We start from the raw sequence: 14,593 nt of genomic DNA, 5'->3' as shown, positions 1-14,593 counted from the left end.
AGGAGACCGGCATTCTTTCGGTTGTAGTTTTTGACACAGCCCGTTTTAAAAAGCGAGCTCACCGTCCTGGAAGTCAGGTGAATAACCTTCAGGGCGGGGGCCCTCAGCGTACTGCCTCGGGCACGGTACCCAGCCGTAGATGAGAATATAGCCGCGAAAATGAAAGCCGCGCCATACGATCCTGCTTTGGATTTGCTCAAGATCGCCCCCGCTTTTGCTCAAGATGGCGGGGCATGCCCCTACCTACCTAAGCCCCGCTGTTCCCGCACTCCCCTACCTAATGGTTTGCTGCATGCGCACATCCCCGTGCCAGCCCTGATTGCCGCCGGGAGGCCCCTTACCTGCGTAGTGTGGGAACCCACCTGCAGAAAAAGTGAGTACCTTCTACTCGTGATACTGGAGCAGCCTGGGCATAGTCTCCCGGAACGGCCGCTGCGCCGGCGGGACACCTGCGTGTTCCGTGTTTCGGACTGTCATGAAGGGTGAGTAAATTGTCAGTGTCTCCCCACCTGCCGGCCTCATTTACCAAGGCGGAATTGAATGGCGGACGTCGGCCGGTCCAGGATGGCCGGCCCATCCCGAAGGTGCACCGCGGCCTGGAAGCAGCGCTGGCGGCTTTGGAAAGCACCGGCCTGCCATGGGTGGTGCTGAGGGGCGAGAATGATTTGCTCCGCCCTGCAGGGGACGTGGACATCCTTGTTCCCCGGGAAATGGTGCGCGGCCTGGACGACCTTCTTGACGGCGTGGGGTTCCGCCGCGTCCGGGCCTTGGGCCACGGCAGCCACCGTTTCTACTTCCGGTACTTTCCCGGCGATGATCTTTGGCTCAAGCTCGACATTGTTTCGGACATCAGTTTCGGGCGGTTCCAGGAACTTGGCACGGGGCTTGCGGAGGGTTGCCTGCGGCGGAGGGTCCGTCTGGGTCCCTTGTGGCTGCCGGACCCCGCTGACCAGGCCTGGCTCCACATCCTGCACCTGGTCCTGGACAAGGGCGAAATAGCCCCCGGAAGAGTGGAAGCTGCGAGGGCCGCCCGCGTGTTGGCATCGGCCACGGACCCTGTGGCGGCCTTTGTGGACCGCAAACTGGGGAAAGGAACCGCCGCAGCCCTTCTGGATGTGTTGCAGTCCGGCAGGTTCCATGAGGTGCCTGCATTCGCCGCGGGGATGAAGTCCCGGTGGCGGGGGAGTGCGCGCCCGCCCAGGCTGGTCGGCCTGGCCCACCATGCCCTGCGGCGTGTTGGCCCGCGTCTTCAGGGAGCGGGGCCTGTCATCGGGGTCCTTGCCCCGGATGGAGCCGGCAAAACGACGCTGCTCCACGGCCTGCGCTCCCATTGCCCGCTGCCCTCGTCATACGTCTACATGGGCCTCTGGGCCAGCAGCCCTTCCGACCGGTGGATCGCAAAGGTCCCGGGCGGCATCCTCGGCAGGAAGGTGTTCCGCATCCTTCGAGGGGGATTCACGGCGAGGTACCAGTCCCTGCGGGGGAGGCTGGTGCTCCTGGACCGGCTGGCCCAGGACGGGATGCTTGGCGGCGGGCAGGCGAAGAGCCGGCTGCGGAGGCTCTCGGATGACCTGGCGCTGTACGTCCAACCGCGGCCGGACCTTGTCCTGGTGCTTGATGTGCCCGGCGAGGTGATGTACGCCCGTAAAGGCGAACACAGCCCCGAGGTACTCGAGGAGTGGCGGAACGCCTATCTGGAGCTGGCAGCACACCTTCCTTCGGCGCGCATCATCGATGCCAGTGAATCCGAATCCCGGGTTCGACGCAAGGCGTCCGAACTTCTCTGGAAGGTCGTGAGCGGCGAAAAGACGGCGGGGCCGGCAGACCCGGACCCCATTCCCCTGCACCAGTGGATGCTGATGGACTGGCGCTTCCTGCTTCCCCAGGGCAAAACAGGGAAAGTTGGTTACGGCGGCAGGATCAGCCCCGAGGCAGTAGCCGCCATCAGCCTGCTGGATCCTGCCGCCCGCAGCATCGAAGCCGGCAAAGAGCGGGCGGCGGTGCCCGATCTCGATACCGTTCTGCTGTCCCGGCCGGACCTCGCCCTGGTCGAAGTGGCCGCTGCCTCCCTCCGCCCGAACGGATGGGTGTGCGTGCAGGTGCAGAGCTCGTTCGGACCACGTTCCGGCCCGCGTACCCTTGCGGGGTGGAAGCGGGCCATGGAGAAACTGGGTTTTGAAGATGTGGCCGTCTATTGGCATGTGCCCAGGTTCGAAGGACCGGAACGCCTGGTGCCCACAGCGTCAGTGGCCGCCGTCCGGGATACCTTGGCCCATTACTCCGGCGCCCGTTTTGGCAAGGCCAAGGCTGCAGTGGCCGGCCTGGCATTGACCCTGGGCCTGTTCGATGTCGCCGCTCCAGCCGGAACGGTAATCGGTCGGTGGCCGGAGGCAGCGCCCGGGAAGGACTCCGCGTGAACTACATTGACCAGCTGCTTGCCGACCATTACGGGGATCTTGGGCTTGCCCGGTTCGGCGTTCCCCGCAAGTGGACCACCCTCCTGCTGACACCGCAGTTCGTCACGTCACGGCACGTTGTGGCGCTGGTCTTTGCTGAAGGTGCGGCCCGCCCAACCCTGGTAGTCAAAGTCCCCCGCCAACCCGGGGACAACGCCAGCGTACGAAAAGAGGCTGACGTGCTCCTTGAGCTCAAGTCCTTGGGCGTGGGGTCGGGGCAAGGTGCTCCGGAAGTAGTCGGGGTGCTGGACGTCGGCGGACAGACAGTGCTCATCGAAACGGCCGTCGGCGGCGATCTGTTGGAGCCCCGGCGGGTTGTGGAAGACTTCGCCAGGGCAGTACAGGCCGGGATGGATTTCGTCGCCGGCTTGCCCTGCACCAGGCCGGTCGCGGAAAACCCGGATTGGTACGAGCGCACAGTAGGCCGTCCCTTGGCTGCGCTTGCCTCGCTGTTCCCGGGGCAGACGGAAGTGGCCGCCCTCGTCGACCTCACACACCAGGCGTTGGCGCCGTTGCGGTCGGAGCAGCTTCCGGCCGTGGTGGAACACGGCGACCTCAGCTACCAGAACTTGTTTCTCCAGCCCGACGGCCGCCTTCAGGTTGTTGACTGGGAGCGTTCCCGCCTCGATGGATTGCCGGCCCATGACCTGATCTTCTATTTGCAGTACGTCGGCCAGTCGCGGGAGCAGGCGTTGTCGTCCCGCCAGCTCCAGCTCCAGGCCTTCAACAACGCCTTCAGTCCCGGCGGATGGGCGGTGTCGTCGGTGACGGAGCACCTCAGGCTCCGGAACGTGGACACCGGGCTGCTTCCCTACCTGGTCATCGCCACGTGGGCGCGTTCGGCGGCCACCCTTGCCTACCGGCTCAACGGCGAGGGGACGTACGGCGGCGACACCGGGCACCTGCAGGCGGCAGTCACCGCTGACCGTGACTTCTGGCTTTGGCGGCACGCCGTGACGGCCTGGACGCCGCGCTGATCCCTGCCGAATTCCTGGTAAAAATTCGGGGCCTTGCGCCGCCGGTCCAACAGCGGCCCGTCAGCGACGGCGGAGGAGGACCACCAGCTCGTCGTGGAGTGACGCAAAGCCCAGGCGCAGGACGAGGTAGACGGCAGCCACCGAGGTGACCAGTACCAAAGCGGCGGTGGGCAGGCCGCCAAGGTAGGGCAGCAGGAGGATTTCCAGTCCCGCCAGGACCACCGCGAGGCTGCACGCCAGCGCAGGCAGGATTGCGCGGAGCAGGGCCCGCGCTCCAATTCCCAGGACCCTTGCCGCCACCGCCTGCATGCCGAAGGCAAACAGCACTGCCGTGGCCATCTGCGCACATGCGACGCCGACGATGCCCCACTGGGTGGACAGGATCAGGACCGGCACCAACACTGCCAACCTGACGCTGGAGAAGGTGATGGACAGTCCCGGACGGCCTATGGCCTTGTACACGTCGTTGGCGCCGGCCCCCAGGGAGCGAGCCGCGGCATACAGGGACAGGAACACCAGCGGCACCACTGAGTCGCTCCACTTCGAACCAAACACCAGGGGGACAATCACCGGTGCCAGGACCGCCAGGCCAACGCCGGACGTCATCCCGTAGAGGGACTGGATCCGTACACCCTTCAGGTAGCCTTCACGCAGGCGTCCCGGCTGGTCCTGCACCTGCGTATAGAGGGGGAACAGGACGGTGGAAAGCACAAAGAAGACATTGATGATCAGCGCTTCAGGGAGTCGGAAGGCCAGGGTGTAGTAACCCAGGGCCTGTGCACCCAGTACCGAGGCAATGATCACGTAGTCGATGTCGAAAATCAGCCGGGCCAGCAGATTGCTGCCGGCCACCGGGACGCCGAACTTGAGGGTGGCGCGGATCGCGTCCTTCGCTACGCGCCAGAGCTGCCACGGGGCGTCGCGCCGTATCAGGAACCAACACGTGGCAGCGTAGGCAACCGATCCGCTTGCAGTGCCGGCTGCCAGGGAGAAAGCCCCGTAGCCCGCGAAGGCGAGCGTGAGGCTGACGGCACCTGTGGTCAGTGCCCGGCAGACGGGCGCCACGGCCAGCTTCTTGAATTGCAGGTCGCGCCGGAGCAGCGCTTCCGGGACGGCCCCAAGTGCGGTGGCGAGCAGGGAGATGGCCAACACCCTCACCAGGGGTTCGACGTCGGGCAGCTGGAACAGCCCGCCGATCCAGGGCGCAGCGATAATGGCCAGGACCGCAAGGCCTGCACCCAGGACCACCGAAACGAGCAGCGCTGAGCGCGCCGCTACCCCCGAGGCAGGCAGGTAAACCAGGGCCTGGGCCACGCCGGCGTCGGCGATGGTCTCCATGTAGGCCATGAGGACCAGCGCCGCAGCCACGAGGCCGTACTGTTCCGGCGATAGGAGGCGCGCCAGCACGATCGTCGTGAGGAGCACGATGCCCTTGCCGGAGATGAGCGCGAGCCCTTGCCAGACGGCTCCCCGGAAGCCGACGCGGGCAAGTCCACCAGCGACGTTGGTCATGGTTCGGAGCCTTCCTGTGGCCACATTGCAGCAGACTACTGCCGATGTGCGGCCCGGGGGCCCGGACGGGGAAATGTTTGTGGGATTAGGGGTTTTCCCCATAACCGGTCCCGCACACTGCCGGTGCGCGCTGCCGCCGGATAAACTTGACCAGGATTAGTTTCCCCCGAAATTACCGTCTTTTGGCGTATGCGGAGAATCGTGAACAAAGCAGACGCAGTTCCCATAAGTAACAATGAGCCAATTCCGGCAACGCTCATTCTTGTCGCGCCGCAGGAGAATTCCGGCGGGGTCGGAGATTATGCAGGGGAATTTGCCGCCGCTGCCGCCCCGCTGTTTTCCTCCTATCGCGAGGTCAGAACCTTTGGCCCGGGCAGCGCCGGGATTCTTGATTTGTTCCGTTACCGGAAACAGCTCTCCGCGGAGATAGGCACGTCCCTTTCCCGCGGCCCGGTGGTACTCCACTTCGAGTTGTCCGCGGCGTCGCTGGCTCCTTTTTGGCTCCTCGCCGGCCGCGGCGCCAGTGTCATCACCACGGCAACCGTGCACGACCCCCCGTGGGCGGTCTGGTGGCCCTTCCGGCTGAAGCCGGTCGCGAAGAGCAAACTTCTCCAGCACGGAATCCACCTGCCGCTTCGTCCCGTCAGCGCATGGCTGGAAAGGCTGCTGCTGCGGAACACCGCCCTTTTCGCGCTCAGCGAGGTCGGAGCCGGCGCACTCCGGCAGACTTTCCCGGGCTCTCCGGTGATGCCCGCGGTACATTTCGTCCCGCCCAGGCCTTCTCTTGCGCCGCTCCCGGACCGGCCGCTCGCCGTCGGACTTTATGGCCACGCAGCCAAGGGCAAAGGGTTTGAAAGGCTCGTTGAGCTGCGCCACGGAATTCCCCGCGATGTGGAAGTCATTGTTGCCGGCCGCGGAACGGAGAAACTTCCTCCCGTGCCTGGAGTTACCATCCTTGGTGCTGTTGAGGGCGCCCAGGAGGACGCTTTTTTTGAATCCGTGCGGGCCATCCTGCTGCCTTACGACAAGACGAGCCGCTTTTACGGGCAGATGCTGCCGGCATCGGGCGTGGTTTCCCGGGCCTTTGCCTATGGCACTCCGGTGATCGGTTTTGACGCCGGGACTTTGGGGGAAGCCGCCAGGGCGGGGGGCCTCGTGGTGGTGCCCGCCTCGGTTCCGGCGCTTGCAGAAGCCGCATACAAGACCATTACGGACCCCGCCGTCCTTGACCGCCTTGGAAACCAGATCGCGGTGCTGCGCAGGGAACGTGATGCCCGGGAGGCTGTTGCGCCTTTCGTCGCGTACTGGAGGAACGCAGTCGCCGCCGCTCTCTGCACCGGGCAGGATCTTCAGTCCTTGTAGTTCCCTGCAATGGCGGGACTGCCCGTCCGCAGACGTCATGCGGATACCCACAAACCGGCCGGGGTTGGCCTAGTGGCGGCCTCGCCGTGCACCTACGGTGAAAGTGCGGACCATTCGCCGCGACGCCGGGCCGCTTCGGGCCTCTTGAAGCCACCTGGGCGTCATGACCGATAAGCAGAGGAGCGACCAACCCGTGCAATTGCTTTCCCTTGTGGTCGCCTTGGCACTGATCAGTCTCGCGCTGATCCTGGGGCGCTCCTACCATGTGCTTATCGGGCTGGTGATCGCCGCAGGGTGGTCCCAGGCGCCCCTGCTCAGCCTCACCCACTCGAGTGCTTTCCAATACGTTGATGACGTTCCGGTCGCCGTCCTGGTTCTGGCCGCCGTCATCAGGGCTTTCACCGCTTCGGACAGGCGGCTGCAAAGGGCCCTTGGGCTGCTGTTGCTCCTGGTCCTGTTCGTGGCTATTGGGTTCATTCGTTCTCCGGACAGTGGAATCGGCATCGCCCAGGCGCGGCAGGTACTCATGCCCCTGGGGCTCGTCTTCGCAGGCTACGTGTACCGGGACCTCATCCAGTGGTCCAAGGTGGTCAGCTGGCTGCTGGTTTTCGGCGCCCTGACAGTGGCGTGGGTCATCGTAGAGGAGATCAAGCAGGCTCCGCTGATTGATCCCGCCTGGTACTACCTGAACGTTGTTGGCGGCAACCCGAAAGGAATGAGGATGGGGCTTCCACCCGCGTACTTCGCGGATGGCGTCACTGATGGCGAAGCGGCCCTCCGCCCGGGTGGCCCCTTCATGAACCCGCCGGTTATGGGCTTCCTGCTGGGGCTGGCAGCATTTGCCGCCGTCGCAAAGCTCCGTGGTTTCGCCCGGATCGGCATGCTGGCAGCAATCGGCTTGTCCCTCTTCTTCGCCTACGCCCGCGCCGGCATCCTGATCTTCCTCGTAGTGACGCTGGTCTATCTGATCTGGGTAAGAATCGGCAAATACGCCGGCCTGCTCGTGGGCATCGGACTTGGCGGCTACCTCTTCTCGACATTCGTTGAGCAAGGCAATACGGCGAGCCACTCAGACGGACTGTTCTCCGGCCTCATGCTGGGCCTGCAGTCGCCCCTTGGGCTGGGCTTCGGCACCACCGGGTACCAGGCGGCACTGGAAGGAGCGTCCACCGGCGTGGGCAGCGAGAGCCTCCTGGGCCTTTATTTCGCCTGGCTGGGCTGGCCCATCATCATCGCCGTACTGCTGCTCACTGTTCGCATTTGGAAGCTGCTCCGCCGGGTGCCGAGGGGTGCGAGCCTTGCGGTCTGGCTCACGATTGCCTTCGTCCTGGCCGTGGCTTCGTCCGAATCCGCGTCGTCGATTGCGTCGACTCCGGTTCTTTGGCTGGCCGCAGGCGCAGTCCTCGGCCTCAGGACGCCGCGGCAGGCGCCGCCGTCGTACAGCGCCGCGGGTGGGCAGGCACTGCAGCACCTGTAGGGCAACCTCCCCACAGCAAATTCCGCTCCACCGCCCACCTCCTGCGCTGCGAACGGGCACGTCGCGTTCCGGTCCGGACTACCGGAGACAGCGGATCCGGAGTCGGCAATCCACCCATCCATCGGCCCAGGCCGCGTCGGACACCAATTCACGGACATCAAGTCGGGGAGCTCGCTCCTGGCCGTACCCATGGATGGGGACAATCCTTGATGGTTATCCACGGCTACGAAGCCGGACTGCCGCGAAGGCAGTGGGCTGCGCGAATCAGGCCGGGCTGTAGCGAAGGCGGATCGGGGCTGCGCGAAGGAAGCCGGACCGTAGCGCGGGCCGTAGCGAAGGAAGCCGGAACGCGCGAAGGAGGGTCGGGCTATCGGGAAGAGGGGCGCGGGCCGAGGGAAGCCCAGCCCCTGGTTGCCTCCTCGTGGAAGCGTTGTGCGGCCAGCGCTGCTTCGGTTCTTCCGTGTTCCAGGGCATGTTCAATCGCGGAGGCCCACGCTTCGACTTCCGGTTCCGTCCCTGGCGCGCCCCCGGCCTCCGGAACCAGGAGACGGGATTGCGGCCCGTACAGTTCCCGCAGGCTCGTCCCGGCCCGCCCGACTATCGGAACGGCCCGTTCGAGTGCCCGGACGGCGATCCCGCTTTGGTAGAACCGCTTGTACGGGATGAGTATGGCGCCACTGGTTGCAATAAGTTCATCGAGTTCCGCCTCGGGGACGAAGCGCGCGTCGACGTTCCAGCCCTTCACGTCCGGCCAGCCGCGGCCAACCACGTCGAGCTGGTACTTCGAGCCAAGCCTGCCTGCCAATGACTCGAGCAGGCCAACGTCCCGGTCAGCCTTGTACTGGCCGAGCACGCGGACACGCGGCCTGGTGTCTGTCCCATGGGCGGGCGCGGGCTCGCCGGCTGCGGCGGTGGCAGGAAACATCGGATGGGGCAGCACCGTGAGGCCATCCCCCAGTCCCACGTCCTCCATGGCCTTCGCTGCTTCCTTGCTGTGCACCACGGTGGCGGGCCGGTTCCGGACCAGCCGCACCGCGCGGGCGACAGCACGGCTGCTGCCTACCGACCGGACGAGTGGCCGCGGGTCGTGATAGATGACGATTCCCGAGCGGCCACACAGGGCCTTGACCATCAGGAGATCCAGGAAACCGAGTACCGGCCACGTGAGAAGGACCTTCTCAGGCGCGTGCGCCTTGCGTGCCTGCCGCCCCGCGGACATGAGCAGCCGCGAATAGGCTGCCAGCCAGTGCAGACGGCTTTTTCCGGATTGTGAGGGCTCGAGAACAGAAAGCTGTTCTGACTCAATTCCTGCATCAGACAGATGCTGCACCAGGGCAGCGGTGTAATGGCTGAGCGCCATACCCAGGGGGTTTACCACAATGACCCGCGGACACCCGGCCGGGGCAGGGCGGGGAACTTGAATTCCGTTTGTCCGGAGTCCAAAGGTCACTTCCGTGCCCCCCGTCGGCTCCTCTTCCCGGCCAGGATCGCTTCCTGGAGCGTCAGTTCATAACCCGTGCAAACATCTTCCCAGTTGTAGTGCACCGCCGCCCGTTCCCTGTTTGCTGCCCTGGCCTTGGCCCTCAAGTCCTGGTCGTTCAACATCCGGCGCAATGCCTGCTCAATGGCTGCGGGGTCCGGTGACACCAGGTGTTCCTCCGTTGTCAGGACCTCGGCGTTGTAGGGAGTATGCCGCGCTACGACGGGCGCCCCGCATGCCATCGCCTGGACCAGTGCCGGGTTCGTTCCCCCCACGCTGTGGCCATGGAAGTAGACGCCTGCATGGTGCCAGAGCGACAGGAGCTTCTGGTCGTCACTGACGTGGCCAAGCCACTGGACGTTGGCGTGCTCGCCCAGGCGCTGTGCGGCTTCGTCCAGCGTTCCGCCGTAGCCACTGGAACCGACGATGACCACTGGATGCTGCTCGGCGAGGACTTCGGCCGCCTGGAAGAACTCGGAAACAGTGTTTTCGGGAACAAACCGGGCAACCATCAGCACGTAGGAGTCCGGTTCCAGGCCCGGCACGATTTCATGTGGACTTTCGAGGTTCGCTCCATAGGGAATGAAGACGCTGTCCCTGCCAAAGTCTTGTTTCCAGCGGCGTTGGATTTCGCGCGAGTCGCTGATCAGGATGGTGCCGTAACGCGCCGTCAGCCGTGCCCCCTGCCGGAATACGAACTTTGCGAAACGGCTCCATTTGGCGCGTTCCCATTCAATTCCATCCACATTCACCACAGTGGGTATTCCCCGAAGCTTGAGGAGTGGAAGGAAAAAGCCATTGGCCACGTTCATGACCAATGCAACCTGGGGCTTCTGCCAGACTGCGTGAAGAACCGAGGACAAACCGAAGGAGAGGGTACTCAGCGACTTGCTCTCCAGCCCCACAGTGGTCGTGGTTCGCACGCGCGGGTCCCGGTCGGCGTCTTCGTCTTTGGTCTGGCCGGGCCGGCAGTACACGTTGACGTCCCATCCGGCGTCGGCAAGAAACGGTGCCAAGCGCCGCACGGCGGTCTCAAAACCACCGTAATAGCTCGGGTAGCCGCGCGTCCCGATGACCACAACCGACCTGGACATTCGTTCTCCTCTGTAAGTTTCGTCAGACAGTGCTGCTGCGTTCGGTACTGCCGGCCGAAGCCGAAAGCCGCGGGCGGTCAGGGAATGTGCCGCCTAGGATGAAGAGACGCTCCTGCTGTAGGTGTCTTCGCCGGCTTCGGAGACGGGGGGAGGAAGTTCCCGCCGCCTTGCATGCGGTGCAACATCGTGGTCTTTGGGAACGGCCGCCTCGGCAGGTTCCGGATCGGGCGTGTAGTACGAGTAGCCGTCAAATTCTTTTGCCGGTACACAGTTCAGCAGTGTGCCGAGAACGCCCGCGCTGACCCTTCGAAGGTTTCCGAGGGACTTCGAGAGCTGTTCCTTCGTGGTCCGGCCGGCCCTGACAACCACGATGGCACCGTCGGCGACGCGCGCCAGGAGCACGGCGTCGGTGACCGGGAGCAGCGGGGGAGCGTCAATGATGACGACGCCTCTCTCCGACAGGGAACAGATCAGCTGCTTCATTGCCCGCGAGCTCAGTAGTTCGCTCGGGTTCGGGGGAATCCGGCCGGATCCAAGGATCCGCAGGTTGGGCAGGTCGCTCCGTTGCTGGAGAACGTCGTCCACGCGCGCTTTTCCGGTCAGTATGTCCGTGATGCCGATGCCCGGAACCACGCCGAAGATACGGGCGATGCTGGGATGCCTGAGGTCACCATCGACAACGACGACGTCCTCGCCTGCCGCCGCCATGGCGGAGGCCAGGTTGGCGGCGATGGTTGATTTGCCTTCCCCGCTCACAGAACTCGTGACGACGATGATCCGGGGCGGGTTGTCGACGTCGAGGAAGGTCAAATTGGTGCGCAGTTCACGCAGTGCTTCAGCGAATGCCGGGTTATGCCCGTATGCACCGGGCTTGCGTGACGGGCTCTCCAACACTTTGTTGCCACCTTGCAGCGTGGAATCGACGGGAAGCGCTCCAACCACCGGTACGGAGAAGAGCTTCTCAACCTCTGCTGCGGTCCGGACCCGCCGGTCCAGGCGGTGCCGCAGGAGCGCGGCGACGTAGCCCAGAAGGAGGCCCATGAGCGCACCGGAAGCCGTAGACAAACCAACGCCGGGAGAGACGGGAGCCGTGGGAACGGTGGCCGCGTCCAGGGAAACCAGGGAAAGCGGCGGCACCGCCGCAGGCGCGGGCTGGCCTGCTGCCGCAGTGGCAGACGCCCTCTCCCTCTCTTGAACCTGCCTGCCCAGCTCGGCGACCCACGCGTCAGCGACTTTCTGTGCAGTGGTGGGGTCGGAGGACTCGGCGTGGATCCGGATTTCGGCCGTGTCGCGGGGAACATTGACGCTGACGGAGTCCAGCAGTTCCGCGCCGGTCATCTTCACTCCCGTGGAAGCACTGACGTTGTCCGCAACGAGCCGCGATTCAGCCAGGGACTTGTAGTTCTTGGCCCTCGCCTTGGCGAGCGTGTCCCCGGCGAGGAGGCTGCTGACGCTTTCCGTTCCGGCTGCAACCACCACCGCGCTGGCCTCGGCGGCATAGACGCGGGGCCGCATGGAGCTCCACGCCATTGCTGCCACGGTGAAGACCAGGGTCACCACCGTGATGAACTTCCAGTAGGTCCGGGCTATCCGGGCATAGTCCCTCAGGCCAAGGCCGGCCCCGGATCCCTCGTTGCCAGCGGCAATATCCTGGTTACTCAACTGAGCTATCCCTCCTGGAGGTTGATGTTGCGGACGGGCAGGCGCGGTAAAGGGACCTGACAAGGTCCAGTCAGTTTGCGGGACCTCTTCTTTTGCCATGGTTGCTCCCTTTTCCGGCGGTTTCTCTTGTCGCTGCTTGCCGCTTTTGCCGTACGCTGCCAAGCTATTCCGCCCGCGACTGGCGTGGTTCCGGAGGTCCGCCCGTGTGTGGGTGTGCGGGGGGAAGAATGTGGAAATTGCGGGTACCTGCAATGGTCCAGGCACTGAACCGCAGGGTTCACAAAAACCTGCGGGCTGCGCCGCCGTACTGGCAACGCAGCCCGCACGGAGCCTTTAGGGGTTGCTCAACTGGCGGGTTTCAATGCCGCCTGCCATGCCCCCACTCCCTTGGGGCTTGAAAGGGTCCACGTAGCGGTGCCACTGGCGCCGGCGGTGGACTGCGGCTTGTCGGCCTGCTCTGCTACCTGGCCGCCCGCAGCCTCGTAGCGTTCGGTCCATCCGGCGGGCGGTGTCGCGGCGGGGTTGCCACTGTCGAACCCCACGCCGCCGATCAGGAGGGCGCCGTTGCTCGCGGTGGTGATTCCAGGGACCGTGATGCTGGTGGCCGAGTAGGTGGCGTCCACCTTGGTTGCCACGCCACTGTCCAGGGGTGTGGTGGTGTTGACGCCGCGGTAGGCCGTGATGCCCCCGCCCCACTTCACCGCCGGGCTGGTGGTCCAGGAGTAGGAGGACCCATCACCCGTTCCGACGACGTGATAGTACGAAAACAGCTTGGCTCCCGTGCTGATCTTGAGCCCGTTGACGATTGGCGTCCACCCGGCGGGGGCAGTACTGATCGAGGGGTTCTGGTCTGCGGTAAAGGATGCAACCAGGACGTCGCCGGCGGCAGCCGCCGACGGCTTCGTCAGCGTAATGGTGGTGGCAGTGCCGGAGTAGTTACTGGCCGTGCCCACTACGCTGATGGCCCCCGTTGGAGACGGTGAGGGTGACGGGGAGGGCGAGGGTGACGGCGAGGGCGAGGGCGACGGCGAGGGCGACGGCGAGGGTGCCGTTCCCAGCGGCCGGTCCGAGTACCAGTAGCGCTGCGTGGCCTTGTTGCTGGCCATGACCACGACGCCGGTGGTGGCGTTTACGCTCTGTTTGGTGGTGGTGACATCGTTCATGTTGGCCGACGCCCCGTCCTGGATGACCGGGGTTCCCCGGCCGCTGCCGAAGACGGGGTTGTCCATGGAGGCAGTCTTTTCGTAGATACTGCCTGGTATGCCCGAATACGCGCAGCCGGATACCGACGTGGACGGTCCCGTGTAGAACGCCCTGACCAGGTTGTTTGCGGTGTCCAGCAGTATTTGCGGCCGGGTGACGCAGTCAGCAATGGTGGCGATGGTCGACTTGGTGAAGGAGCCCGTTCCCGGCTTGAACACCAGCAGTTGCAGCTCCGGAAGTGTTTTGTCGGTCGAGATGTCATTCAGGCTCGTCTTCACTGCGGCGTAGACACGTCCCGCCGTGTCGGCAATGAGGGCCTTGATGTTCAAGTGGTCATCCGCCTGGCCCTTGCCCTGGACCGCAGGCTGGAAGTTCCAGGATGATGCCGCCGTGGGGGAGGTTCCGTCGGTGCGGGTTGCCCAGTAGACAGCGTTGGAACTGTGGTCGCTCCACATCACCCCGATCTTGTTTTTCCCAAAGGCGACGACCGCGGAGATATCATCCGGCGCCGGGTTTGGATCCGCCACGGGCAGGATGAAGGGCGTTCCCCATGTGGTACCGCCCGGGGCGGATGCGTTCACGTAGACGCTGCTGGTGTAGCCGGAGGTGGAGCTTCCCGACACCTGGGTCCAGGTGGCCCAGATTGCCCCCGTGGTGTCCTTGTCGATGGTCATCGACTCGCTGCTGTTGTTGGTGATAGTGGTGGGAAACCCGGAGTCCAGCGTGTATTTGCCCGAAGCATAGCTGTACCGGTAAAGCTTGGCGGGCTGGCCGGAGACCGATGGCTTGGTACTCGAGTCACCCGATACCGTGACAACGTGCGAGGCGATGTACAGCTTGTTGCCGTCCCACAGCGTGTCCGCCAGCGTGTTGCTGCGGTTGTCGTTGAGGATGCCGGTATCCACCCATGCGTGGGTTGCCCTGTCGAGGCGGAAGATGTGCCAACCGCTTCCCGTGGCCCACATGTCCGCCCACCACGTGCCATCGTTCCACCAGAGCTTGCTCTGGGGCTTGTCCGAGGTAGGCGCGTTGGCCACACCGGAGTAACTGATGCTCTGGTATCCGTAGTTCTCGGCGGCCTGGGCGCTGCTGACGGCCGCGATCAGGCTCACGAGCAGGGCAACTGCCAGGGCCAAGGATTGGGCAACGACGGCTGCGGGGGTTTTTGCTTTGGGCATCTTGTCCACCTTGCGTGCAGGAGGGAATCGATCAGGAGGCCCCCAGCCGCCCCGCGTTTACGGCCAACTTAGACTCCCCGATTCCCCCGGGACAATAGGGTCTTTCGGGTCCGCAACCACTAGGGAGTTGCGGGGTCGGCCGCTGCGGGGTTTTCCACATAGGCCGCGACAGGGAGACGGGGCAGATACCTC

The 14,593-nt window shown here is 64.7% G+C and carries 9 protein-coding genes; 4 read left to right on the top strand and 5 right to left on the bottom strand.

Features of this window, described 5'->3' with window-relative positions:
• The first annotated feature begins 536 nt into the window (after positions 1-536).
• Positions 537-2,417, top strand: coding sequence for a hypothetical protein (locus K4G53_RS05025; RefSeq protein ID WP_221384400.1), 1,881 nt, complete (start codon positions 537-539; stop codon positions 2,415-2,417).
• Positions 2,414-3,433, top strand: coding sequence for an aminoglycoside phosphotransferase family protein (locus K4G53_RS05020; protein ID WP_221384399.1), 1,020 nt, complete (start codon positions 2,414-2,416; stop codon positions 3,431-3,433). The genes K4G53_RS05025 and K4G53_RS05020 overlap by 4 nt, the downstream gene beginning before the upstream one ends.
• 60 nt (positions 3,434-3,493) lie before the next feature.
• Here K4G53_RS05020 and K4G53_RS05015 read toward each other — a convergent pair whose 3' ends face one another.
• Positions 3,494-4,945 (bottom strand): lipopolysaccharide biosynthesis protein, encoded by a 1,452-nt coding sequence (locus K4G53_RS05015; protein ID WP_221384398.1) that lies wholly within the window; start codon positions 4,943-4,945, stop codon positions 3,494-3,496.
• 201 nt (positions 4,946-5,146) lie between these two features.
• Here K4G53_RS05015 and K4G53_RS21435 point away from each other — a divergent pair, with 201 nt between their 5' ends.
• The gene (locus tag K4G53_RS21435; protein ID WP_221384397.1) at positions 5,147-6,307 is read left to right on the top strand and encodes a glycosyltransferase family 4 protein; all 1,161 of its coding nucleotides are present in this window, start codon (positions 5,147-5,149) and stop codon (positions 6,305-6,307) included.
• Between the two features lie 193 nt (positions 6,308-6,500).
• A complete protein-coding gene (locus K4G53_RS05005) occupies positions 6,501-7,784 on the top strand; it encodes a hypothetical protein (protein ID WP_221384396.1) in 1,284 nt (427 codons plus the stop codon).
• A 367-nt stretch (positions 7,785-8,151) separates the two neighbouring features.
• Here K4G53_RS05005 and K4G53_RS05000 read toward each other — a convergent pair whose 3' ends face one another.
• The 4 genes from K4G53_RS05000 to K4G53_RS04985 all read right to left on the bottom strand — a co-directional run bounded on the left by K4G53_RS05000 (position 8,152) and on the right by K4G53_RS04985 (position 14,401).
• Positions 8,152-9,003 carry a hypothetical protein gene (locus K4G53_RS05000; protein WP_221384395.1) on the bottom strand — a complete coding sequence of 284 codons (852 nt, stop codon included), beginning with the start codon at positions 9,001-9,003 and terminating at the stop codon, positions 8,152-8,154.
• Positions 9,004-9,230: 227 nt separating this feature from the next.
• Entirely contained in the window at positions 9,231-10,358 is a 1,128-nt protein-coding gene (locus K4G53_RS04995; RefSeq protein ID WP_221384394.1) for a glycosyltransferase, read from the bottom strand.
• A gap of 93 nt (positions 10,359-10,451) precedes the next feature.
• Positions 10,452-12,020 carry a polysaccharide biosynthesis tyrosine autokinase gene (locus K4G53_RS04990; RefSeq protein WP_221384393.1) on the bottom strand — a complete coding sequence of 523 codons (1,569 nt, stop codon included), beginning with the start codon at positions 12,018-12,020 and terminating at the stop codon, positions 10,452-10,454.
• 344 nt (positions 12,021-12,364) lie between these two features.
• Positions 12,365-14,401 (bottom strand): hypothetical protein, encoded by a 2,037-nt coding sequence (locus tag K4G53_RS04985; RefSeq protein ID WP_221384392.1) that lies wholly within the window; start codon positions 14,399-14,401, stop codon positions 12,365-12,367.
• Between the last annotated feature and the right edge of the window lie 192 nt (positions 14,402-14,593).

The sequence above is a fragment of the Arthrobacter sp. MAHUQ-56 genome (genome assembly GCF_019710585.1).
Lineage (GTDB): Bacteria > Actinomycetota > Actinomycetes > Actinomycetales > Micrococcaceae > Arthrobacter.
Note: the sequence above shows the minus strand (reverse complement) of the source record. Positions and strands in the feature narration are given on the sequence as shown.